Source organism: Endozoicomonas gorgoniicola, assembly GCF_025562715.2.
Lineage (GTDB): Bacteria > Pseudomonadota > Gammaproteobacteria > Pseudomonadales > Endozoicomonadaceae > Endozoicomonas_A > Endozoicomonas_A gorgoniicola.
Genome location: NZ_JAPFCC010000001.1, coordinates 6,261,821 through 6,284,089 on the forward strand (window position 1 = coordinate 6,261,821; position 22,269 = coordinate 6,284,089).

The following is a 22,269-nucleotide window of genomic DNA, read 5'->3' on the forward strand; positions in this document are numbered from 1 at the left end:
CATGACTTTTACCCTTATGCAAAAGCATATTAGGCAGACTTTGTCGCCTGTGTAAAGGCGAAGCTGGCTGAAAACCCGGAAGTCGAGCGAAAGGTCTGAGCTTATCTTTGCTCAATGCCCAGCAAATCTTCAGCCCATTCCAGTCGGTCCTGAAGGCCTTCGGACGCCACTTTTTTTAACTGCACACTGGGAGTATGCATCAGTTTATTGGTCAGTGTTCTGGCAAACTGGTTCAGCACCTGCTCCGGTGGTGTGCCGTTACTCAAGGCTGCAATGGCTCTTTCCAGTTCCACATCCCTGATGTTTTCGGTCTGCAGGCGGTAGGCGCGCAGTATTGAGACGGCATCCAGCGAACGCAGCTGCGCCATAAATTCCTCTGTTCCGGCTTCAACAATATGTTCTGCTTCATGTGCAGCATCCTGACGCTGCTGTATATTGTCTTCTATAACCCCCTGCAGGTCGTCCACCGTGTAAAGGTATACGTCGGCCAGTTCGCCTACCTCCTCCTCAATGTCTCTCGGTACTGCAATGTCCACCATAAACATGGGGCGGTGCTTGCGCTGCTTCAGGGCTCTTTCAACAACGCCTTTGCCAAGGACTGGTACCGGGCTGGCGGTTGAAGCAATGATAATGTCTGCTTCCGGCAGTATATGGGGAATATCAGACAACAGGGCGCTGCGGCCATCAAACTGGTCTGACAGCATGCGGGCGCGACTCATGGTTCGGTTGACCACAATGATGTCACGAAGTCCTTGTTGATGGAGGTGTTTGGCAACCAGTTCAATGGTTTCACCGGCACCAATCAGCAGGGCGGTGTTCTGGCTCAGGTCCGAGAAAATCTGCCTGGCTAGTGTGGTGGCCGCATAGGCGACAGAAACGGGATGACGGCCAATGGCTGTCTCGGTTCGAACCTGCTTGGCTTTGGTGAAGCTGAACTGAAACAGGCGTGACAAGCAGGAGCCGGCAGTGCCGGCTTCCTGAGCGGTGGCGAAAGCGTTTTTCAGTTGCCCCAGAATCTGCGGTTCCCCCAGAACCATGGAATCCAGTCCACAGGCAACGCGCATAATATGGCGCACGGCGTACTCATTTTTGTAGATATAGCTGTGATCATGCAGAAGCTGGTGGTCAAGGTTATGGTACCGGGTCAGCCAATCCAGCGCCTTTTGCTGGCTGACCTGATTACCCAGATAAAGCTCAGTGCGATTGCAGGTAGAAAGGATCGCCACTTCCCGGGTATTCAGGAAGCGACAGGCATCGTGCAGTGCCTCAGGCAGCTGCTCAGGAGCGAAGGCAACCTGCTCCCTGAGTGAAACGGGGGCGGTTTTATGATTGATTCCGGCTGTTAGGTACCCCATTGGACTCCTGATTCTCGACACGCTGCTTTTATTGATACTGCTATTATTCATCGCTGCCGGGACGAATTATGACACGCCAACGTGTAACCTGTGGTCTATCGGCCGATCAATTCTCCTATGGAACGCCTGCGACTGCAAACCCTGTGTCTATGCACTTCGGGGTATGCCATGATGAGCAGGTGGACATTCATTCCAAACGGGTAAAGGCATACCATTCATGAAGGAACTCAAAAGTTTCTCCTTACTGCTGGCCAGAGTGTCGGTGTTCTCTCTGGGTCTGAGTGCTTTGGGGGGGTGTGTTACCACGCAGGGAATTCAGTCCGGGCAGGATTCTCAGGAGCCTTTGACTGACAGCGTTACCATTAAAGTTGAAAAAGAACCGGTTCGCTCATTTGAACCTGAAACGGTTTATGACCTGCTGGTCGCTGAGCTTGGGGGGCAGCGCAAGCGCTACGATCTTGCACTGGGTAATTACCTTAAACAGGCTCACAAAACCCGGGATGTTGGAGTGGCTGAACGAGCCTATCAGATCAGTATGTTTATTGGCGCCAGGCAAGCCTCTCTGGATGCTGCCCTGTTGTGGGCAGAGTTGGCGCCAGATGATGCCCACGCTTTACAGGCCAGTGCCATAGAGCTGGTCAGGGACGGGCAGCTTGATCGTGCGGTTGACCAGATGCGCAAAATCCTGGATCTGCATGGTGAAGCCAATTTTGACTTTCTCGCCTCAAGCGCAGCAGAACTGTCTGACGAAGACCGTGACAGCTTGCTGAAGACATTTGATACCATTCTGAAAGAGTATCCGTATCACCGCTCTCTGATGCTTGGTAAAGCTATTTTGCTGCAACAGGCTGGTCGTAACGATGAAGCCATGCTGTTGTGTGATCAGTTGCTCAAACGTGACCCGGAGTATGTTAAGGCGCTGATACTGAAAGGGCGCATTCTCAACCAGCTGGGACGCGGCGAGGAAGCCGAACAGATGCTGGCGGATGCTGTTGAGCTTCATCCGGATCGTCCCCGGCTGCGGTTGCTTTATGCCCGGGTGCTGGTTCATCTGAACAAGCTGGATCAAGCCCGTATTCAGTTTGAAGAACTGCTGAAACAGTCGCCCCACGATGTTGAAATCCTGATATCCCTGGCTTTGATCGCCCTTGAAAATGATATGCCGGACCGTGCCGAGACCTACTTTAAACGGTTGTTGAAACTGGGGCAGCGCAAAGGAACTGCCTATTACTATCTGGGTCGAATCAGTGAAAAGAAAGGGAATTTAAAAGAGGCAGAAACGTACTTTCTGAATGTGCCGCCCGGAAAAGAGTTTATGCGAGCGCAGGTGTCGCTGGTGCAGCTTATGTTGTCACAGGGGCGGCTGAAGGATGCCAGAAAATATCTGGGTGAAGCGCGTAATCGTTACCCGATACACGCTGTTCAGCTGTATATGCTCGAAACGGAGATACTAACGGGTGCAGGGGAATACAACGAGGCGCTGGGTCTGTTTGATGCCGCAGTGCTTCGTCACCCGGAAAACGTCAACCTGCTCTATGCCCGTGCTATGTTGCAGGAAAGGCTGGGCAAGCTGGAGGGGTTGGAAAAAGACCTTCGTACCATTATCAAACTGCAGCCCGACAACGCTGCTGCTTTAAATGCCCTGGGTTACACCCTTGCTGATCGCACGGACCGGTATGAAGAAGCAAGGGCACTGATTGAGAAAGCTTACTCTATTGATAGCGATGATCCGGCGATCATGGACAGTATGGGCTGGGTTAATTACCGGCTGGGCAACCTTGAAGCGGCGCTGAAGTACCTGAAGCAGGCTTATGAGAAGTTTCCCGACCATGAGGTGGCTGCGCACCTGGGGGAAGTACTCTGGATGATGGGACGCAGGGATGAAGCCATAGCTCTGTGGAAAGAGGCTCTGGAGAAAAAACCTGAAAGTGAAATTCTCAGGAGTACCAGGGAGCGGCTGGAGAAGCAGGCCGAACCGAAAGGGAACAGTAAAGCTGCTTCTGCCCCGGTGGCTTCCAGGCCCTGACTGGCTGATAATTAGTTGTCGTTTAAAGGTGTATCACAATCCGTCATGCGTAATTTATTTTCTCTGCCTGCACTGCTGCTGATTATTCTGGTCAGTGGCTGTGCTACCACGCCCAAAGAGCCTGAATTGCCATTAGAGCTTCGGCAGACATTATGGGAAACCCGCCATAAGGCACTGCAACAGATGAATCATTGGCAGCTGATGGGCAAACTGGGCCTGCGGGTACCCGACCAGTCTGGCTCCATGTCGGTGGAATGGTTGCAGAACCGGCAGGATTTTACCGTGTATCTGGATGGTCCGCTGGGGCAGTCGCTGGCGAAGATCGAAAGTAACGACCATGGTATCGTGGTTGAAGCCGACGGCAAACGTTATCAGGGTCGTACACCAGAAGCCCTGCTGTACGACCTGACTGGCTGGCAGTTGCCGGTCAGCTACCTGCGATTCTGGATTCAGGGTGTGCCGGTGCCGGATATTCAGGAAACGTCCATGCAGCTGGACAATGAGGGACAGTTGTCACACCTGAAACAGGCTGGCTGGACGATTGACTATCTGGAATACCAGAACCAGCCTCCAGTGTCCCTGCCGGGGCGGATCAGGGTCGAAAAAGGCGATATTCGAATGACACTGGTTGCCAGACGCTGGCAGGTTAAATAATCTCACATTCTTTTAACGGTAAGTTTAAACACTAACTTTAAACACGATGGTTGCAATTCATGAAGTCTGAACTGGTGTTGCCAGCGCCTGCCAAGCTGAATCTGTTTCTTCATATCACCGGACGTCGGCCGGATGGTTATCATGCCCTGCAAACGCTGTTTCAGTTTCTTGATTATGGCGATGAGCTGGGTTTTACCCTGCAGGACTCACTGGAGCTGGAATGTAACCTTCCTGAGCTGGTCAACGACGACAACCTGATTCTTAAAGCTGCCCGTCTGTTACAGCAGGAAACAGGTACGCAGCAGGGAGCCCTTATCCGTCTGGACAAACGGCTGCCGATGGGCGGGGGAGTCGGTGGCGGTAGTTCGGATGCAGCCACAGCATTGCTTGGGTTGAATCTTCTCTGGGATTTGCAGCTGTCAGAGGGGCGTCTGGCTGAACTGGGGTTGCAGCTGGGGGCTGACGTGCCGGTATTTGTACGCGGTTTTGCGGCGTTTGCCGAAGGGGTGGGAGAGGTTCTTACGCCTGCTCACCCACCGGAATACTGGTATCTGGTTCTGGTGCCTGATTGTCATGTAAATACCGTAAAAATGTATGTCCACAGGGATTTGACAAGAGATACACCGGCGATTAAAGTGTGCGCCGCGTTGGAAACGTACGAAGAACAGAGGTGTCAAAATCGGCTACATAATGATTTTGAACCGTTGGTTCGGAGACTTTATCCTGAAGTTGAATCTTGCATACGGCTGTTGGATAATGTCCCAAATTCGAGCATAGGGCGAGCTATGATGAGCGGATCGGGTGCATGTGTGTTTGCGCCATTTGCCAGTCGCGAACAAGCGGAATCGGCTAAGGTGACAATAAGCTCTGATTCGGGCTCTGATATAGAGGCTTTTATTGCCCGTGGCGTGAATACATCTCCGCTACACAGCACTCTGCACAGGCGGCAGACAGTGCATCAGCTCGAAGCATGTACGACATGATTTCCACAGCTGCAGCGTTCACTGCAAACGAATTTATAGCCTCCAAAGCTACTGGGGTATCGCCAAGCGGTAAGGCAACGGGTTTTGATCCCGTCATGCGCAGGTTCGAATCCTGCTACCCCAGCCATTTTGCTGAATCTTCTCTTCCTGCTAGTAGCAGTCCTTACTGCTGCGAACATCGCACACAGAAAATCATCCTCCTACACCCACGTCGAGAGCAAGGTACTTACCCGTGTCGAAAATGATGGTGTTTGCCGGCAACTCAAACCCTGAGCTGGTTCACAAGGTTGTTAATCACCTGCACATTCCTTTAGGAAAGGCTTATGTCGGTCGCTTCAGCGATGGCGAGATTGCTGTTGAGATCCAGGAAAACGTGCGAGGCAGGGACGTATTTATTATTCAGTCCACCTGCGCTCCTACCAACGATAATTTGATGGAACTGCTGGTAATGGCTGATGCCATGCGCCGCTCTTCCGCAGTTCGTATCACGGCAGTACTGCCTTACTTCGGTTATGCGCGTCAGGATCGTCGTCCTCGCTCCAGTCGTGTGCCAATCAGTGCCAAGGTCGTTGCTGACATGATTGCCAGCGTGGGTGTCGACCGTGTACTGACTGTTGACCTGCACGCTGACCAGATTCAGGGTTTCTTCGACATCCCTGTAGACAACATCTACGGCTCTCCGATTCTGCTGGACGATATGGAGCGTCAGGGTTACGAAAACCTGATGGTCGTTTCTCCTGACCACGGTGGTGTCGTTCGCGCCCGTGCTGTTGCCAAGCGTCTGAACACTGAACTGGCGATTATCGACAAGCGTCGTCCGGAAGCCAACAAATCTGAAGTGATGAACATCATTGGTGACGTATCCGGCCGTACCTGCGTACTGGTTGACGATATGGTCGATACGGCCGGTACTCTGTGTGCCGCTGCGGCTGCCCTGAAAGAAAAGGGTGCCACCCAGGTTATCGCTTACTGCACGCATCCGGTTCTGTCCGGTCGTGCGCTGGAAAATGTTGCCAACTCCCAGCTGGATGAGCTGGTAGTGACCAACACTATCCCTCTGAGCCCGGCTGCTCAGGCTCTGGGTCGTATCCGCCAGCTGGATATGTCCCCGCTGCTGGCTGAGTCTGTGCGCAGAATCAGCAATGCAGAATCCATCAGTGCCATGTTCCAGTAATATCAAGGGCTTGCGCTGATTTAGGCAATCCGTACAAAAAGACCCACGTCGTTTGATTTGGGTCTTTTTTTTGTTTTTGAGGCAAAAAAATTACAAAAAAAATTACAAAAAATGCCATTTGTCAGACTTGCGTCGTAGAACCCGGTTAACGGGTACTGTCTATTTTTACGGCTGTACGAAGGTACACTTTCTTGGAGCTAAGCGTCTTGTGTCCGGAGTAATTTTCGGTATGGTCGCTAACGCCTTTTGCCTTTAGATCGTGGAACGTGAATTTTTCTTCTGGCGTGATTACGCCTTTATTGACCAGTCGGGTCATAGTCTTTCTGAACCGGTTTGAAAACGTCTGTGGAGCTATCGAGGCTCCGTCTGGATCATGGATTAAGCGTGTTGATCCTGTTGCCCGGCAGGCGCTTTTGGCTAACTCTATAGCTTCCCTCAACCGGGGAGACCATTTGGTCAGCTCGGTTATTGAACCTTTATCTCTGCGGAGTAATATGCCTTCTTCAAGCAGGTCGTCATCTTTCAGCTCTAACACTTCAGCTTCTCTGGCGCGGCAAAGGTACGCCAGTTCCATAGCAGCCTGGTAGGCAGGCCGTATATGAGCAAATACTTTTTCGTATGTGTCATCAGTGACATAAACATCCTGACGTGAATCTTCCTTGAAGCTGATTTTTAATTGGTCAAATGGGTTGGGTGGAATGTTTTCAAATTCTCCGACAGCCCACTTCCATGCAGCGGCCATAAACCCCTTGTGTTTGTTTCTGGTGGCATTTCCGTCAACGGTCAGCAGGTATTTCTTAATCAGGGGTGGCGAGACTCTTTCCAAAGGACACTTTCCAAAGGCGTTCCCTTTTTTGCCTTTTTTGGTGCAAATTTTATGGAAGTAGATCAGCCTCATTTCCTGAGTCTTGACGGCAAGTTCTTTGAATTCAGGTGAATCAAGATAAGCCTTAAGCATCCATTCGATAGTTCTTTCATTACCTTCAATGAATTTTTTGTATTCGAACCAGACCCTGTGCAAAGGCTCTTTATCACTACAGAGTACAGTCTGCTCACCTCTTGAAGGCTTGCCGTTTATGCAGCCAAGATAAGGCCAGTGAACGTACCTCTTACCTTGCTTGAATACATCGGGTGGGAGACTGCTACTTCTTTTTCTGCCCATTTATTACCAATCCCATTCTTCTTTCTTTTTGCCACTCAGGGTAGTGTCTATCTGGTTGATAGTGGTAATTATTTCGCCGCCCTTACCTCTGGCGAAAGGGATATTATTTTCGATAAGGAAGTCGATCAGTGGCTTTTGCTGCTTGAAACCAGTCCAGTCTTTAAGCTGTGCTTCTTTAATAAGCTGCTGGTTGTTTTTATTACTTTCCATAGCATCACCTACTCTCTTAAAGGCGTGTCCGGGCTTTCATGATTTGATCAATAACGGACAGATAAATACGCTGGGGTCTATGTATTGCAAGCTGTGCGGCGACTAGAATCAAGGCTCGCTCTGAAAGCTCGATGGCAGTTTGCCTTTTGCCCTGATCAAAAAGACAGGTCAACTCAATGTCGTTTCCCTGAATCCGGCCATCTTCAGCCCCTTTTTCAATACTCTGCACTACGCTGGCATGTTCAATGCCGAAATGCTTTGCAAGCAGCAGTGAATTTGTCCTGAGCTTATTGCCTTTGATAAATACCAGATCGTTCATCACTCACCTCAATAATCAACTGGCTGTACACCCTGACAAGCCAGAACATCCAATTTCTTAACAGGCTTCTTCCAGCTCAACACCCAGCTTTTTAGCAAAGTACTGAATACCCTTTGGTGTCACGTAGGTCTGCATTCTTGCCTTGTCGTCAACAATGGTGGCCTTTACTTCAAAAATGTTCTGCTCGGTATAGCGAACCTTGGCCACCAGGGCGGTTCCCTGATAGAAGAGGTATTCACCTTTCAAGCCCTGAATGAACTTGTTGGGCTTGCCTGTCAGCAGGCGACCGGCGTTTTGCAGGGTGAAAAGCCCTTCACGGTTGGCGTATTGCTCGTAGAAGTGAACCTTGGGCTGATCCTTTTCTATCTTGCTGGATTGTTGCTCAATCTGGGCGGTCTGGTGTTCGATGACCTCCTGTAGTTTTACGACCCTTGTAACGGACTGATGGATAATGCCTGCCAGTTGACGGGTATCGCTCCAGTCGATTTCACTGATGCCGTAGCTTCCGGTTTTGCGAATGGAGGGCAGGACTTCTGAAGTAATCCATTTCTTGAATTTTGCAGCCTCCGGCTTGCGTGACTTCAATACGCAAGAATAGAGTCCAGATTCATTGATAATGCTTACTTTTTGATCTCCACCAAGGGTACTCATAGTAGTAGTACCCTTTTCGTCACTGTCTAAGTGCTTGGTTCCGTTGTAGGCATCCCTGAATCCGAGCGAGTCAGTGACATCTTTTGCAACAAACCAAATTTCACCATCTTCCCCGGTTACGGTGCGCAGGCTTCCGAACAGTGGGTTGTTAAAGGTGGTTAGATTAGACATGGTTTCTCTCCCTTTTAGTTATTTTGGCTGTAGAGTTGGGCGGTTGCGGTCAGGTCTTCCAGATCGTTTTCCATAGCATCAATGCCCCACAAACAAGTCTTCCAAAGTTGCACCGTCATCAAACATCTTGTGATGCGGTTCACTGGCCAGTGGTTCGGTGCCGCTCCAGTCCTGGGGCCAGGTGTCCGCGTTAATGAGTTGGAGAATCCTCCGCTTCTCTTCATCGTTCAGCAGATCAATAACCGGTCTGCCGGTTCGCATAGCCTGATCATTAACCTGATCCTGAATGCGACAGACTTCATCAAGAGCCCATAAGCGGGCATCCATGGTTAATGGCCCCATTCTTTGCTGGCCTGCTGCAAGGGAGCCGTCTTTGTTGGTTTTACCGGCAGGCTGGCGAAGCCGGTTACCGGGCAGCCTGAGTTGTTCGTATAATGGCTTTAGTCCGGTTAAAGGTTTGAGGTATGCCCAGTGCGGTTGCTGAATGACGGTTGCCAGCGCCTTGTCTTCCTGCGCTAAAGGGCAACCAATGCAGCCTGTTCTGGCATTTACTTCTTCAGCTTCATCACCTCCGTAGGCATCAGCGATTGCAGCGGTTGACCAGTCACCGAACTCATAGGAAGGAGCCCAGTGCTTCAGCCATTCCCAGATGTGACAGACTCGCCAGTGCAGCAGGGGAGCCAGTGTGCTAATTCGGTTTCTAAGCCCTTTTGCATTAGGTAGCGCTTCCTGAAACCAGCCCTGACCACATTCAGCCCCATCCTTGCCGCAGCTCATGATGATGCGGCTGTCCCTGATGGCTGACTCTCCCTGACGAACACCTGTAATGGTCAGGATTTTCCCACTCTCATTTGCCAGATGGTTAAGGGCTTCTTCCATTGGCTTCATTTTTTATTCTGGGAGTACACCAGCGTAGGGTTCCGTTATTCGGTGGAGGAACTCCGCGACCCAGCATATAAACCATGAAGCGGTTATCAAGGTCTGCCATTACTCGCTAAAACTCTATATTTCTTTCTTCCAGCTCTTCACTGATTTGATTGGCGGCAATGGCCAGAGGGGGTAGTTCCATGCGTGTATCGGCAAGCAGGACGGTAAATCGTTTTGGAGTTGGGATTTTTCCGGTTTCCATCAGATAGACCAGAAGCGTTACTAGCGCCGTTGAGTCTTTTCCGCCGGACCAGGTTGTAACCCAGTGGTCATGATCCGGGCCATAAGCGTTCATGCTTTGAATGGTCATTTCGATGGATTCGGTCATTTGCAGGCGCTTTGAAAATCCGTCGAAAATTGAAGCCTGTTGATTGTGTGTTTCCATTTCAGGCCACCTCGGATGTTTCAATAGCAAGAACATTGGCTTTTACCAGAGCCTCTGAAAACTGTGGCGGTACGGCATTTCCGCATCGAGCTACCTGACTCTTTTTTGAGAGCCTTTTGCCACTGGCATCACGATCAATGATGTAATCCACCGTAAAACCATTAGCGTTATAGAGTTCCCGGGGAGAAAGCATCCGCATAGCGATATCAACAATCTGGTACAGCTCACCTTTCACAGTCACCAGACCGAAACGTTCTCTGGTTGTAATGGTGTGGATAGGCTCTCGCAGTGAGACAGCGTTATCGCCTGATCCGTAGTACTTCACCAGAAAAGCGTGAACTTTCTCAGAGTGGTTGTTTCTCTTTTCCAGTTGGGCTGTCACCAGTGCGTTATGATCAGCAGTGGTTATGGTGTGCAGAGACTCTTTTATTGATGAGCCGGTCACGCCTGTGTAGTGTTTGGCGATGAAGGCCGTCACCAGAGAGAAGGCTCCGCCCTTTGGTGAAGCTGTGATTGTTCTGATCGGTTGTTCAATATCATGTACCAGGTCACGACCGTTATAATGCGCAATAGGAACAATGAACGGCTTTGGATCATTAACGACAAACTTCTGTATACCCTTGGCGATTCTGCGCAGAGTGTTATCTGCCAGTGGCCTGGCTCTTTCAAAGATACTTTGACTGGGAATACTCCAGTCGATACATTCAGCCGCTGACCTGTATGGCTGGTGAGTACCCGGGCCATGAGTCGCAACAGGCCAGACAATAGGCTGACCATCGCAGCGAGCAATCAGGAACAGTCTTTTTCTGATAGTCGGAGCGCCGTAGTCACAGGCTCTCAGTTCTTTCCACTCAACTTTGTAGCCGAGACTGTTTAGCTTCTGCACGAACTCTTTGAACGTTTCGCCCTTGCGGATCGGGCAGGGTTGGTTGTTTTCAAGCAGTGGTCCCCAGTCCTGAAACTCTTCCACGTTTTCCAGGATAATGACTCTGGGTTTAACTCGTTTGGCCCAGCGAACCGCTACCCAGGCTAACCCCCGAATCTTCTTGCTTTTTGGTTTGCCGCCACGGGCTTTGCTGTGGTGAGTGCAGTCAGGTGAGAACCAGGCTAAACCCACGGGACGACCATTGCAGGCTTTTACTGGGTCAACCTTCCACACGGATTCACAGTAATGTTTTGTGTGCGGGTGATTAATTGTGTGCATTGCGATAGCTTCCGGGTCGTGGTTGATGGCTATATCAACCGGTCTGCCCAGAGCCATTTCAATACCGGTACTTGCCCCACCGCCACCAGCGAAATTATCAACGATCAGCTCCCCCGAGAAATTAAGCCCCATTTGAGGATTGATTCGATATTTTTTGTTTTCCTTTTCCATGGCGCAAAAGCTCCCCGTCAGCTTAATTAGCCGATTTTTTTATTTAGTACTGTTGTTAATGAGAAAAACCGGATGCGTCCGTATAATTCTCGAAACCAATTGTTTTTTGAGTATTAGGCGGACTGGTATGGATAATCCCGTGAATTGGCATTATCCAGAGCCAGTTGACCTACTAAGGGTTATCTGCCTTTGGCTAATTTCAGTGTTTCGTCCCAGACAGTATCGAATGAAACTGAATCATGGTATCCAGCTTCTTCTTTTGCCCTGCGTAGCCAGTCACGTCTAGCCTGTGCCGATTCCTTTAATCGAACTTTCTCTCTTTCGGCTGCACCGGCTCTACGATCAGCTTCATCCAAATCGCTTTTCAATTTGCTCACGATTTTTCTTATTTCTTTCTGGTCATAGCCACACACAAAACCATCTTCTGAGTTGTGCCTGTATTGCCTTAACGCTGGTGCAAGCAGTTCTGATATATCCATGTTTCAAGTCCTGTATGTTAACGACACCAGTGTCGTTGAGATCGTGCCAATCGGCAGATAACAAGTCGTTCGAATGGACGTGCCTACGGCACGCCACTCAACTCTGCGTTATGTGGCTTAATCAGGCATAGCGTAATCAATGGTATAACTGAAGTCTGTGGCATCAATCGTGCCTTTCAAATGCCAGTTACCAACCTCTAATCCGTTTTCAGTTTGAGGTTTTATCCAGTTCTCTATCCAGTTCTCTATACCAATGGCGTTCAGGTTCCCTTCGAGCGCACCGTCTGGATCGTCATAATCAGTGATAGCGACACCGAATAGACCTATTGTTAGCCAGACCTCAAACATATATTTTTTCATGCTTAATCCAACTCTTTCCAAAATAGAAATTGTTCGTGGTATGTTCCAAGTTGGAACCAGCCACATAACAAATGCTTCCAATGGACAGCCTACGGCTGCCACTGAACCAGGCGTTATCTGGCTCCAATCAGCCTAAGTGCTTTTGCGATAACCCTTGGGTCGTTACATTCACCTTTTATAAGTGAATAGTCGATGTAGTAACGACTCCTGAATATATCTCCCCATCTGAATTTCAATATGCAGCCAGTGGGTAAAACATCAACACAGTAACCTGTCACTACTTCGTATCCGTAACTTGCTGTGTACCACTTACCAACTCTTATTGGTTCCAGCTCTCCATTGATATTTTGTATAGCTGGTAGTGTCCTAATTTCCATGTTGCGAGTTCCTCGTTTACCGCCAGATAACAAAGTTTTCCAAGGGACTCCGCTACGCTGCGCCCCTGAAAACGGGGTTATGTGTCTGTGCGAGTTATTACAATCTTCCAGTCCCCTTTGGGTTCTCCGGCATGAGAAACACCCTTAAAGGTCAAAGTAGTTTCTGCCGAGTTACTTTTTTCAGCCAAACTGATAAGCAGGTGAGCGCCGCATGTAATATGTGCGGCATCTTGACCAAACTCATCTTGCATTTTGATGGCGGTTCTCTTTACCAGTTTGCCCAGTGCTTCATCGCTCCAATCTAAATACGTCGGGTCGGCCTTTTCTTTTTCTGTTAAAACCAGTTCTGCCATTTTCTTTATCCTTCTAGTTCGTGCCTATTGCCACATAACAATTTTATCCAACGGATGCGCCTTCGGCACACCGTTGATAAAGGGGTTAGCTGCCTGAATCAGCCACGTAGTCAGTGAAAGGTTTGCAGTGGCCGATAGCTCCATCAGCATCAGCAACACAAACCAGTAAATTTACAGTTTTCTCTGGGGCTGGTATCAGCCACTCGACAGCTTTCATTCCAGACATCATCAGACAACCGATCAGGAAGAAAGCAACCATTGAGGCAAGTGGGGTTTTAAAAAAGTCTTTCATACTGACTCCACTGGTAGTCTGTTCGGTTTCTTAGCCTTTCCTGGTAATGCTCCGGTCTGGCTTTCATATCTAAATAAAGTGCGTACTGTTGTCGGGAGAACTTCAAGCAAGTTTCGGGATCTTTCGATTCCATTGATTGAAGTCTCCACCATATAGCAGACAACTTATAAATCTCTGGCTTGCTGGATTTTTCACGCAGCCTTGAAACCTGAATCATCGCCATTCTTATTGGTGTCACTTTCTCTTCCGGTTTAATTGCCTGGTTTATTAAATGGCTTCCACTTTGTAATTGCCCGATCTGGATCATTAGCAAACCAAGTCGTTCCGTAATGCTCTCCGGTCTTGCAATAATCAATTTCAACATCAATGTCATCACCGAAATAAACCAGCACTGGAACGTCATCTTCTGGCAATTCTTTATCAGCATCTATCCATGTATTGTCTTCCTTGCCAGCTCTAACCCCATTCTCATAAGCATGTCTAATCCAAAATAATATATTCCATATCTCGTCATCAGGGGTATCTTCGTGAACATCAAGCACTGGCTCACCATCCTGATCAACACAAAGGGCTCTAAACTCATAACCGGCAGTACTGCGCCAGATTTGATAGTCTTTTTTTTCGTACATGGCTTTTATTCCTTGTCTCCTGATTCAAACCGCACACACTTAACCACCAGTCCATCCCGGTGCTTCTCAATCACCGGCATGGTTGAAAAGCTCAGGTCTGAACAATCCTGCTTCAGGCGCCGGCAATTCATACACATGCTGCCTTTTGGCTGATACTTCGGGGTCTTTGCTTTTTTGGCACTGAATGCGCAGGTCATTACCCACCCCGATAGTTTTGTGGTTGCTGCTGGTAGGGCTGCCCCTGCTGTTGTGTGTGGGCTGGCTGCTGCCCTGCCGGTTGCTGTTGGTAGCCTACCTGTTGGGGTTGCTGATAGCCACCTTGTTGATTGCTTTGGTTCTGGTCATCCTGCCGACTGTCCAGCATATGCAGCTGACCAGAGAAACCGTCAACGATGACTTCTGTGGTGTAGCGATCCTGCCCGGTGTTCTTGTCCTGCCATTTTCTGGTTTGCAGTTTGCCTTCCAGGTAAACCTTGCTTCCCTTCTTCAGGTACTGCTGGGCAATCTCTGCCAGCTTGCCGAATACCACAGCACGGTGCCATTCAACACGCTCCTGCTTCTGACCGCTGTTCTTGTCTGTCCAGCTTTCAGAAGTGGCGACGTTCAGGTTTGCCACGGCGGAACCGTTCGGCGTAAACCGTACATCAGGGTCGCCGCCCAGGTTGCCGATCAGGATGACTTTGTTTACGCCTCTTGCCATGATGAAATCTCCTTTCCTTATCGTTGTTTAAACCGAGCCTTTTCAGTTCATGCTCAGGAACACCCAGGGGGCGCGTGTTAATCCGTGGTCGTTTGGGGATCAGGTGACCAGCCTGCACAGCAAACCTTCAAGCTGCTTTTTGTTTAATCCGAACCCGGCGAACGATGACTTCCAGTTCGTATTCAGCTTCATCATCGCTGTATTGCAGTTCGTGAAGCTCTTCATCACCAAAGAAGTATTCAAGGGCTTCCCGGTCATCACGGCTGGCTACTGCCGCCTTTAATTCAGAGTCATTGAAGTCAACGGCCTTTGTCGTTTTTGCTTCCGGTAAAGCCGCAAGTGGCTCATCGCTTGGAAATTCACTGCCGCAAATCAGCGAGTGATCTTCTGCAACTTCCGGAACCGCAAGCTCTTCTTCCATGCGCCGGGCAAACTCAGCATCGGCTTTTTTCTGAAGCGCTTCTTTTGCCTTCCGTTCTTCTTCCAGGCGAATCCGTTCCCGTTCTGCTTCAAGGCGTTTTTCTTCGGCGGCCTTGTGCTCATTGATTCTGGATTCAACAACCAGCTTCATATGGTCGTATTCCATGACCAGTACGTCCTGAATATCCGCAAACAGGAAATCGTAGTCTCTGGCAGTGTCTTCAAAGAAGGTCAGGTTGGTTTCGATCTTTTCCCGGTAGCCGGTGGCCTCGATCTTAGCCTGGGCTAAAGTGTCATTGACGGCTTCACGGATTTTCTTGATTGCGCTTCTGCCTTTGATGGCGCCCTGAAAATCAGCGACAACGGCAGGAATGGAAACAGGAAGCCTGAGGTTGAGCTGGGTGATGTGTTCATTCAGCTTGCTTTGTGCGTCGGCAATGACTTCCAGCTTGATAGCATCCTTGCGAGCCTTGACCAGCTTGTTCAGCTCCAGTCGCTTGCTGCGCATTTCTTCCTTCAGGTGATCCACGGTGCGGAACAGTTCGTCAATGTCGGCGGTCTGTGCCAGCGCCTGCTTCTTAACGATATCCAGTTCCTTTTCAGCCTTGGTGCAGAACTTGACGGTCTGTTCCGCGTCGGCAAAGTCCTGATCGGTTTGCAGGTCGGTATTGATGGACTGGATAAACGACAGAGCCTGAGATTTGAAAGCGGGCAGGTTAGAGTTTTTCACCTCACCGACCAGTTGAATACTCAGGGCGGGCAGTTCCATCAGTTCCTTACCGACAGGTTGAATAACTTCAGGCTGCTGTTCCTGATGGAAGTTGCCAAGGTCAATGGCGAATTGTTCCCAGCCTTTAATAAGCGCCTGCTGTCGCTCAGGAACAGGCAGGTATTCCATGGATTCGAATTGTTCCTGTGTACCATTGGAGGTGACAAAAATCGCCTTCTCTGCACCGCTGATTAGTAACTGCTGTTCAAGCTGCCAGTAGTAGTGAGGCTCCAGGTCATTGTTACGAACCTGAACCGCCAGCTTTTCATTCCAGAGCTTGTGCTCAAACACAATAAAGTCATCAACGGTAATGCCGTCGTAAGATGCCAGCAGGTTATGATCACCAACGGCAGTGGCCGGATACAACTCTTCACCAATCATGGCTTCCACCAGTGGACGGGCTGCTTCTTCGGCGGCGTGACCCCGGTCGAACAGTGCCTGCATTTGCAGGGTGACTTCTTTGGTCTGCCCGGTGGCTTTCTGCTTTAGCAGTTCATCCCGACTGGTGTATTTGGAAGCGCCCATCATGGCTGGAGCTTCGCTGGCGGTAAAGTGGTTGGCTCTCAGGTCGAGCCATTCCTGTGAACCCTGTTGTACGTTAATGTATTTCATTACGCTCTCCCTACTGCATTGATCTGTTGTTTTTGCTGGTCAGTCAGCACGCCCCTGGTTTCGATCTTGGCAATCAGGGCTTCCGGGCTGGTTTTTCCGCTCTGGATAGCTTGCTGCCATTTCGGGAAGTTGCTGAGGAAGTTTTCACCGGGGTAATACTGAACACTTAAAGGCTCTGTTACTTCCTGCTGAACGACCTTAAACTGACCTTCAAGCTCATTACCTTCTTGCTGATTAACGACGTTGACCGCTTCAGCAAACCGTTCGGACTGACCCGCAGAAGGCCATTGCTTGGAAGCTCTTTTGATGATGGCCTTTTTAGCCATTTCGCCATACCAGCTTTCCCAGACCGCCTTTGTCTTGGCTTTGCTCTTGATGTAATCAATCTCAGCCTTGCTCATTACGTCGGTCAGGTAGTCACCAGCTGCGGTTTTTGCTATGCAATAAACACCCGTCGTCTGACCACGATCAGCAAAGGGGTTCATTCGGTGTACGGGCTTTTCGCAAGGTCCCAGGTATTCAAAATGGTCAGACTCGCAGACTATTTCAGCCTTCACGAAAGCTATTGCGCCACTATCGACAGCCACTTTCATCAAGCCTTTGAAGCTGATTCTCAACTGGCACTCAGTACGGGATGCCGCTTTGTTGTATTCAGGCACCAGATAAGCCAGCCCGTAAGCAGGGTTCAGCGTCAGGCCAACAGACGCAACATTGATAATGGCGTTCTGAATGCTGACCGGGTCGCACTTCTGCAAAAATGGGTTTTTATAAAGCACCTCAATGGCGAACTGGCTTTCTTCTGCCCACTTCACCAGATTTTCAGCGGCGGCAATCTGCGTGAATTTTGATTGCATGGCCTCTATAGTGCCTTCAATTTGCAGGGGCTGGCGTGCGGTGTTGTTTTGATAATTACCCATAATCACATCCCCTCCAGCCAGTTTTTGTTGTACTCATCCGCCAGTGCTTTTTCTGCTGCCCGGGCTTCTTCCAGCTTTTCCTGATAGTGATAGAACTCTATGGTCGCCTGATCGACTTTTTCACAAGCATTGCTGACTTTATCCATCAGGGTTTTAACGTTGTGTCTGGCACTGTCCAGACGACTTTTCAGGATGATGTCTGATGCGTTCATTGTTGCGGCTCCAGCTTTTCCCTGACGATCAGGTCAATGGCCTTATTCAGGGTCAGGTCTGGGTCGTCCCACAGAAGGCGCAAGGTGTTCAGAACGTCGTCATTGACTTGCAGGTGGTGGAAACGTGGGGCGATATGTACGCGGGAGGTATCCAGAGTTTTCTTGCCGTTGTCGTAAACCTCTTCACTCAGGCTTTCAATCTGAAGCTCTCTGATTTCACGCAAGCCCTCATCGTGGGCGTGCTGGTCTATTTGTGCCGAAACGTGGCAGTAGGGGGTTCCGTTCATTGTTTTTGTTCCTATTTTGTCTTTTTGTTTGCTCTGATCTATAAGTTAGTCCTATTTGTTTATTGTGTCAACACAAAAGGTTTATAAAAGGTGTATTTATGTGTATTGGTAAAATGTAGCTAAATCAATGGAAGTACAAAAGTATCAACTCCCGGTTGAAAGCATGATTATTGAAGGTATTTGTTTAGGTGCTTGTAGGCCGAACTGCATAATCGGCTAAATATGACGGGCTTGAATGGAGACTCTTTTCGTAAGAGTTATTTCGGCGGAGTTGCTCTGTTAGTTTTAGCTTGGTCAGGTATATCAAGTTCAGACATTACCTGTTCATATAATGCTTGATCTCTAATGTCGCGATGCGTGGTTTCTAATTCGAGCAGATATTCTAACGGGACTGGCAGCTGAGTACTAAGACCTCTCCCATCACTAAAAGGTATCGGCATAAGGAAGAGATCCTCATCTTTATTTACCGTTATGACCCATATTCGGCCAGTTTTGGTATCTAGCATGTATTGATCTCTTCGCATTTCAGATATTTGCGAAAACACATAACGTCCATTTTTACTGCTTGCTATCTCGTTATATATCTCAGACTCCTGTTCGTCGGAGGCAATAGAGGTCATTGCTAGTGTAGACAGCATGAGAAGTAGGGAGGTTTTTATCATTTTTATTTCTCCTGTGTTGTTAAATTAGGTCAAAGCGATTCACCCACGGTTCAAGGCTTTTACCACTTGCAGTTCCATCCTTAGTGTTGATGTCAATACGCGGCTTTTCTTTGCTGCGTAGCACCTGATATTCCTCTCTGGGTATAAAGGCAAAATCAAGACAATAGTCGCCTATCAGGGCAATAGCCAGAAAGTCTGGCTGCATTGGGGTTATTGGTGGACAGAGCCAGCCAGTAAAGCCCGGCATAGGAATGAACAGGCTGATTGTAACCAGTGATTTAGAGGGGGTGGCTACACGAAATTCCGAGTTTCCAGAATCTAATAACTGAAGGCCGTTCTCTAATAACCGGGATTCAAGCTCATCTTCAATTTGACGGGTTACATGCTTTCTGCCTTTTAGCCAGTCACGTTGCGCTTGTGTATAGGTTGCCGCCAAACGTTCAGCTTGCCTGTAAGAGTCAAGAACAGTACTGAATGCAGTAAAGCTTTCATCTTGGTTCTGCTTTTGATCCAGCCATTGCTCAGGAAGGCCAAAAGACTCCTCTATCTGCCTGGCAATTTTATGTCCGATGTTTTTCGGATTTTTCTCTTTAAGCAGTTCATTAATCTGCTGGGGCGACTTACCAAGGGTTCGAGCGAACTTAGCCTTGGTAATGCCTTTCTCTTTGATTAACTGGAGGGCGTTAGTACGCCTTATCTGTCTGATGTCCATCCGCTTATTTTATAGCAGGCATTTTGCAGAGGTAGACGAAAAAAGATTGATAGAGCTTGCTAATATACACCAAATATCTTTATTATTGCTTTAGGAAATAAACAGGGAGACGATAATGAACTTTAAGAAGTTCTGGAAGGAGCTAACAGAGCAGGAAAGGGATGACTTTTGTAGAAGAGTCGGGTGCAGCAAGGATGTAGTTCGCAATGTGTACCTGTCGCCAAACCCTTTGCGCAGGAACCACCCATCAAAAATGCGACTCGCAAGAATGGTGGTGTTTAGCAATAACAAATTAAAGGTAGGTTCGCTGTTGAAGTATTTCAGCGGTGAAGGTGTAGAGCAGTTGATAGGAGAAGTACAGAAAGTAAAAGACCCCGTTTCCGGGGCCTGAGCAAACGTCCAATGTGAAATAGGAAAACACAATGAACAATAACAGTATCGTCAAGGCTGACAAAAAAAACAACCCCCAACGTCCTTACCAGTCACTGGGACAGTGTATCAGGACACTGCGGGAAGGCGAGGGGCTGAGCATTACCGATGCCGCTGACCGTATTGGTTGCGGTGAATCCACCTTGCAGGAATGGGAAGCCGGGCTGACCCTTCCGAAAGATTCCAACGTCCGCAAGCTGGCGCAAATCTTCGATACCACTCCCGCTAACCTGCTGCTGGGCATGTCCCTTTTGCAGAAGCCTGAGCTGGTGACGGAAGAGAACGCCGAAGAGAAAGCCGTTACCCGCGACCTGTGGACTGAGATTCAGGTATCCGGTCTTCCGGTATCGGACGAAAAGCCTCCCCACTGGCTGGCACCTGACTCTGAGCAGGAAATCGAGCAGGCCAGAGGCACCAGCTTTACCGGCAGCACGTCAGCGTCGTTTGGCATTAGTCGTGTAACGGGCAAAGGCGTTACTGCGGTGCGGATCGTCAAGCTGGCAAAGCTGATTGAACTGGATGACCTTGAAATCGCTGAGCTGTTGCTTGGCCTTGGGGTTCCCACTGAAACGATCAGGGATGTGCTGGGGGGCTGGGCATGAGCAGGATTCGCACTGTGAAGCCTGACCTGTTCAAGCATGACGAACTTTTTGAGGCTGAGCATGAAACCGGCTTGCCTTTAAGGATTGCTTTTGTAGGTCTCTTCACTGTTTGTGATCGGGAGGGTCGGTTCGCCTGGCGTCCTCGTCGCCTGAAGATCGAGATACTTCCTTATGATGATATCGACTTTACACGCGTACTTGACGCGTTAAAGACGCGTGGCTTTCTCGTCCATTACGAAAATTCAGGCGTTGAATACGGGTGTATTCCGAGCTTTACCAGTCATCAAATGATCAATAACAAGGAGCAAGCCTCAAGCATTCCATCAGTTGAGAGTGGTGATTCAAGACTGATTAAGTCTGAAACCCTTGTAAACACTCAGTCTGAACCAGAAAAAGAGACTGATATTTCACGCGTGGCTGACGCGATAGTTACGCGTGAAGGTAATTCTCAAGGGGAAGGGAAAGGAAGGGAAGGGAAAGGAAAGGAAGGAGTTGCGTCTTACGACGCTTGTCCAGCGGTCGCTGAACCGATGCCGACCGATTCACTCCCTGATCAACCGGCAAAGCCAAACCGTTCCGGTGAAATCTCAACCGTGTTCGAACACTGGCAAACCGTGTTCAACCACCCGCAGGCCAAGCTGGACGACAAGCGCAAGCGGTACATTCGTCAGGCACTGAAGTCTGGCTACACGGTGATTCAACTCAAGCAGGCCATCGACGGCTGTAGCCGTACACCTCACAACATCGGGCAGAACGACCGGGGGCAGGTGTACGACGGGATTCATGTGATCTTTCGGGATGCTGACCAGATCGACCGGTTTATCCGCAATGCTGACCAACCCGCTGTAGCGCAAATGAGCAAGGCCGGTCGTGTGACCCAGGCATCGGCTAAGGCGGTGATGGCGGAAATGTTCGGGGAGGGTACTCATGGACGTTAAAAACCCCCAGCAGGTGGAAGAGTTCACCAGCCTGATGACCGGCATCGCTGAGTACTACGGGAACGAGCTGTCACCGTCAGGCATCAAGGTTTACATGCTCGGCCTGCAACGTTTCGAGCTGCCTGACCTCAAACGAGCTTGCAGCCTGCACATGCAGAGCCCGGACAAGGGGCAGTTCATGCCGAAAGTGGCTGACCTGATTCGCATCATCGAGGGCGATACCGGCAGCCAGGCAGGTCAGGCATGGGTGAAGGCTGACAAGGCGCTACGGATTCAGGGGCCGTACCGTGACGTGTGTTTTGATGACCCGATCATCCATCGGGTGATTGACGACATGGGCGGCTGGATTCACTTCTGCACCCGCGCTGATGAAAACGAATACCCCTTCCAGCAGAAGGAGTTTGAACGACGCTATCAGGGCTATGCAGTCAGACCTTTGCAGGATTATCCAAAGCTGCTGGTTGGCATGGCAACTCACCAAAACGGAGTCAAGGGGCATAGTCGCAGAGAGTTGCCTGCACTGATCGGTGATGTCGATGCCGCTATGCGGGTTTATCAGGGTGGCGTTAATCCTGCCCAGCAGATCAATGACAAGCGCACCAGTGTTGCAAAGTTTATTGCCAGCATGGAGTCAAAGACCGGCAAGTCACTGGCTATTGAAAACCAGTCCCGGGGGAAGGAATCCGACCATGAACAGGACGCTTAAAACTTTCACCGAACAGGATGAACACGGCAACACTCTGCTGGACGATCTGGCAGGCGGTGCGATGTTTGCCGGATTTGTCGTGTACCTGCTGTGGCTTCTTGGCAGTACGGAGCCTTACCACAACACGGAAGCGGCAACCGCTTTCACCACTGAGCTGTCCATCAAGCCATCAGACGAAAAGGGAATCGAGCCATGAGCAACCAAAGCGTTCAGCAGATTGAAGGTCTGGAAACCGGCGAGCGGTATGCCGTGAAGAAAAACCTGCAAGGTTACAAAAAAACTGTGGCTGGCGGTGATTGAACAGGCAGTGAAGGACGTGGTGAAGATGAACGACCCGGCAGTGCGTGTCAGTTCTCCGGAGTACCGCTACCTGACTGAGAACAGCAAGGGCTTCCAGCTGGCGTGTGCAGGTGCCGGGCTT

The 22,269-nt window shown here is 49.7% G+C and carries 31 protein-coding genes and 1 tRNA gene; 10 read left to right on the forward strand and 22 right to left on the reverse strand.

From position 1 onward, the window contains the following. Positions 1-101 precede the first annotated feature (101 nt). Entirely contained in the window at positions 102-1,355 is a 1,254-nt protein-coding gene (gene hemA, locus NX722_RS28135) for a glutamyl-tRNA reductase (RefSeq protein ID WP_262566117.1), read from the reverse strand. 217 nt (positions 1,356-1,572) lie between these two features. Between hemA and NX722_RS28140 the strand changes: the two genes are divergently transcribed. From NX722_RS28140 to NX722_RS28160, 5 genes are all read left to right on the forward strand, one after another. Continuing rightward, positions 1,573-3,381 (forward strand): tetratricopeptide repeat protein, encoded by a 1,809-nt coding sequence (locus NX722_RS28140; RefSeq protein ID WP_262566118.1) that lies wholly within the window; start codon positions 1,573-1,575, stop codon positions 3,379-3,381. A 45-nt stretch (positions 3,382-3,426) separates the two neighbouring features. Next, positions 3,427-4,035 carry a lipoprotein insertase outer membrane protein LolB gene (gene lolB / locus NX722_RS28145; protein WP_262566119.1) on the forward strand — a complete coding sequence of 203 codons (609 nt, stop codon included), beginning with the start codon at positions 3,427-3,429 and terminating at the stop codon, positions 4,033-4,035. A gap of 59 nt (positions 4,036-4,094) precedes the next feature. Next, on the forward strand, positions 4,095-5,018 hold the full coding sequence (gene ispE / locus NX722_RS28150) for a 4-(cytidine 5'-diphospho)-2-C-methyl-D-erythritol kinase (protein WP_262566120.1): 924 nt from the start codon (positions 4,095-4,097) through the stop codon (positions 5,016-5,018). Positions 5,019-5,070: 52 nt separating this feature from the next. Continuing rightward, positions 5,071-5,145: transfer RNA gene (locus NX722_RS28155), tRNA-Gln, on the forward strand. Between the two features lie 105 nt (positions 5,146-5,250). Beyond that, complete coding sequence (locus tag NX722_RS28160; RefSeq protein ID WP_262566121.1) at positions 5,251-6,192, forward strand: ribose-phosphate pyrophosphokinase; 942 nt, start codon at positions 5,251-5,253, stop codon at positions 6,190-6,192. Between the two features lie 145 nt (positions 6,193-6,337). Here the strand turns inward: NX722_RS28160 and NX722_RS28165 are convergent, their stop codons facing one another. From NX722_RS28165 to NX722_RS28265, 21 genes are all read right to left on the reverse strand, one after another. Then, positions 6,338-7,354, reverse strand: a complete 1,017-nt coding sequence (locus NX722_RS28165) for a site-specific integrase (RefSeq protein ID WP_262566122.1) — start codon at positions 7,352-7,354, stop codon at positions 6,338-6,340. Positions 7,355-7,357: 3 nt separating this feature from the next. Then, positions 7,358-7,564: a hypothetical protein gene (locus NX722_RS28170; RefSeq protein ID WP_262566123.1), complete on the reverse strand. Its 207-nt coding sequence runs from the start codon at positions 7,562-7,564 to the stop codon at positions 7,358-7,360. A gap of 16 nt (positions 7,565-7,580) precedes the next feature. Continuing rightward, on the reverse strand, positions 7,581-7,883 hold the full coding sequence (locus NX722_RS28175; protein WP_262566124.1) for a Rha family transcriptional regulator: 303 nt from the start codon (positions 7,881-7,883) through the stop codon (positions 7,581-7,583). Positions 7,884-7,940: 57 nt separating this feature from the next. Next, positions 7,941-8,705, reverse strand: coding sequence for a phage antirepressor KilAC domain-containing protein (locus tag NX722_RS28180; protein WP_262566125.1), 765 nt, complete (start codon positions 8,703-8,705; stop codon positions 7,941-7,943). 78 nt (positions 8,706-8,783) lie between these two features. Then, complete coding sequence (locus NX722_RS28185) at positions 8,784-9,593, reverse strand: adenine nucleotide alpha hydrolase family protein (RefSeq protein WP_262566126.1); 810 nt, start codon at positions 9,591-9,593, stop codon at positions 8,784-8,786. A 106-nt stretch (positions 9,594-9,699) separates the two neighbouring features. Further along, entirely contained in the window at positions 9,700-10,017 is a 318-nt protein-coding gene (locus tag NX722_RS28190) for an adenine nucleotide alpha hydrolase family protein (protein WP_262566127.1), read from the reverse strand. A gap of 1 nt (position 10,018) precedes the next feature. Beyond that, entirely contained in the window at positions 10,019-11,392 is a 1,374-nt protein-coding gene (locus NX722_RS28195) for a DNA cytosine methyltransferase (RefSeq protein WP_262566128.1), read from the reverse strand. Positions 11,393-11,571: 179 nt separating this feature from the next. After that, positions 11,572-11,871, reverse strand: coding sequence for a hypothetical protein (locus tag NX722_RS28200; protein ID WP_262566129.1), 300 nt, complete (start codon positions 11,869-11,871; stop codon positions 11,572-11,574). Positions 11,872-11,988: 117 nt separating this feature from the next. Beyond that, positions 11,989-12,231, reverse strand: coding sequence for a hypothetical protein (locus tag NX722_RS28205; RefSeq protein WP_262566130.1), 243 nt, complete (start codon positions 12,229-12,231; stop codon positions 11,989-11,991). 113 nt (positions 12,232-12,344) lie between these two features. After that, positions 12,345-12,608, reverse strand: coding sequence for a hypothetical protein (locus NX722_RS28210; protein ID WP_262566131.1), 264 nt, complete (start codon positions 12,606-12,608; stop codon positions 12,345-12,347). Positions 12,609-12,685: 77 nt separating this feature from the next. Next, positions 12,686-12,961, reverse strand: a complete 276-nt coding sequence (locus NX722_RS28215) for a hypothetical protein (protein ID WP_262566132.1) — start codon at positions 12,959-12,961, stop codon at positions 12,686-12,688. A gap of 85 nt (positions 12,962-13,046) precedes the next feature. Continuing rightward, on the reverse strand, positions 13,047-13,253 hold the full coding sequence (locus tag NX722_RS28220; RefSeq protein WP_262566133.1) for a hypothetical protein: 207 nt from the start codon (positions 13,251-13,253) through the stop codon (positions 13,047-13,049). A gap of 251 nt (positions 13,254-13,504) precedes the next feature. Next, the gene (locus tag NX722_RS28225; RefSeq protein ID WP_262566134.1) at positions 13,505-13,882 is read right to left on the reverse strand and encodes a hypothetical protein; all 378 of its coding nucleotides are present in this window, start codon (positions 13,880-13,882) and stop codon (positions 13,505-13,507) included. A 5-nt stretch (positions 13,883-13,887) separates the two neighbouring features. After that, entirely contained in the window at positions 13,888-14,013 is a 126-nt protein-coding gene (locus NX722_RS28230) for a hypothetical protein (RefSeq protein ID WP_265442401.1), read from the reverse strand. Positions 14,014-14,078: 65 nt separating this feature from the next. Next, positions 14,079-14,582 carry a single-stranded DNA-binding protein gene (ssb, locus tag NX722_RS28235; protein WP_322740961.1) on the reverse strand — a complete coding sequence of 168 codons (504 nt, stop codon included), beginning with the start codon at positions 14,580-14,582 and terminating at the stop codon, positions 14,079-14,081. 127 nt (positions 14,583-14,709) lie between these two features. Then, a complete protein-coding gene (locus NX722_RS28240; protein ID WP_262566136.1) occupies positions 14,710-16,383 on the reverse strand; it encodes a YqaJ viral recombinase family protein in 1,674 nt (557 codons plus the stop codon). Next, a complete protein-coding gene (locus NX722_RS28245) occupies positions 16,383-17,300 on the reverse strand; it encodes a recombinase RecT (RefSeq protein WP_262566137.1) in 918 nt (305 codons plus the stop codon). Before NX722_RS28245 ends, NX722_RS28240 begins: the two co-directional genes overlap by 1 nt. Before the next feature lie 2 nt (positions 17,301-17,302). Continuing rightward, positions 17,303-17,512 (reverse strand): hypothetical protein, encoded by a 210-nt coding sequence (locus NX722_RS28250; RefSeq protein ID WP_262566138.1) that lies wholly within the window; start codon positions 17,510-17,512, stop codon positions 17,303-17,305. Then, on the reverse strand, positions 17,509-17,799 hold the full coding sequence (locus NX722_RS28255; RefSeq protein ID WP_262566139.1) for a hypothetical protein: 291 nt from the start codon (positions 17,797-17,799) through the stop codon (positions 17,509-17,511). Before NX722_RS28255 ends, NX722_RS28250 begins: the two co-directional genes overlap by 4 nt. Before the next feature lie 257 nt (positions 17,800-18,056). Beyond that, a complete protein-coding gene (locus NX722_RS28260; RefSeq protein WP_262566140.1) occupies positions 18,057-18,461 on the reverse strand; it encodes a hypothetical protein in 405 nt (134 codons plus the stop codon). Between the two features lie 19 nt (positions 18,462-18,480). Next, positions 18,481-19,173 carry a helix-turn-helix transcriptional regulator gene (locus tag NX722_RS28265; protein ID WP_262566141.1) on the reverse strand — a complete coding sequence of 231 codons (693 nt, stop codon included), beginning with the start codon at positions 19,171-19,173 and terminating at the stop codon, positions 18,481-18,483. 115 nt (positions 19,174-19,288) lie between these two features. On the opposite strand from NX722_RS28265, the gene NX722_RS28270 reads away from it, so the two are divergent. From NX722_RS28270 to NX722_RS28290, 5 genes are read left to right on the forward strand one after another with little or no spacing between them, the layout of a single operon-like run. Beyond that, positions 19,289-19,564, forward strand: coding sequence for a hypothetical protein (locus NX722_RS28270; protein ID WP_262566142.1), 276 nt, complete (start codon positions 19,289-19,291; stop codon positions 19,562-19,564). A gap of 31 nt (positions 19,565-19,595) precedes the next feature. After that, positions 19,596-20,204, forward strand: a complete 609-nt coding sequence (locus NX722_RS28275; protein ID WP_262566143.1) for a helix-turn-helix domain-containing protein — start codon at positions 19,596-19,598, stop codon at positions 20,202-20,204. Beyond that, positions 20,201-21,142: a hypothetical protein gene (locus NX722_RS28280; RefSeq protein ID WP_262566144.1), complete on the forward strand. Its 942-nt coding sequence runs from the start codon at positions 20,201-20,203 to the stop codon at positions 21,140-21,142. The genes NX722_RS28275 and NX722_RS28280 overlap by 4 nt, the downstream gene beginning before the upstream one ends. Further along, on the forward strand, positions 21,132-21,848 hold the full coding sequence (locus tag NX722_RS28285; protein WP_262566145.1) for a DUF6475 domain-containing protein: 717 nt from the start codon (positions 21,132-21,134) through the stop codon (positions 21,846-21,848). The genes NX722_RS28280 and NX722_RS28285 overlap by 11 nt, the downstream gene beginning before the upstream one ends. Continuing rightward, positions 21,832-22,044: a hypothetical protein gene (locus tag NX722_RS28290; protein WP_262566146.1), complete on the forward strand. Its 213-nt coding sequence runs from the start codon at positions 21,832-21,834 to the stop codon at positions 22,042-22,044. The genes NX722_RS28285 and NX722_RS28290 overlap by 17 nt, the downstream gene beginning before the upstream one ends. Positions 22,045-22,269: the final 225 nt, after the last annotated feature.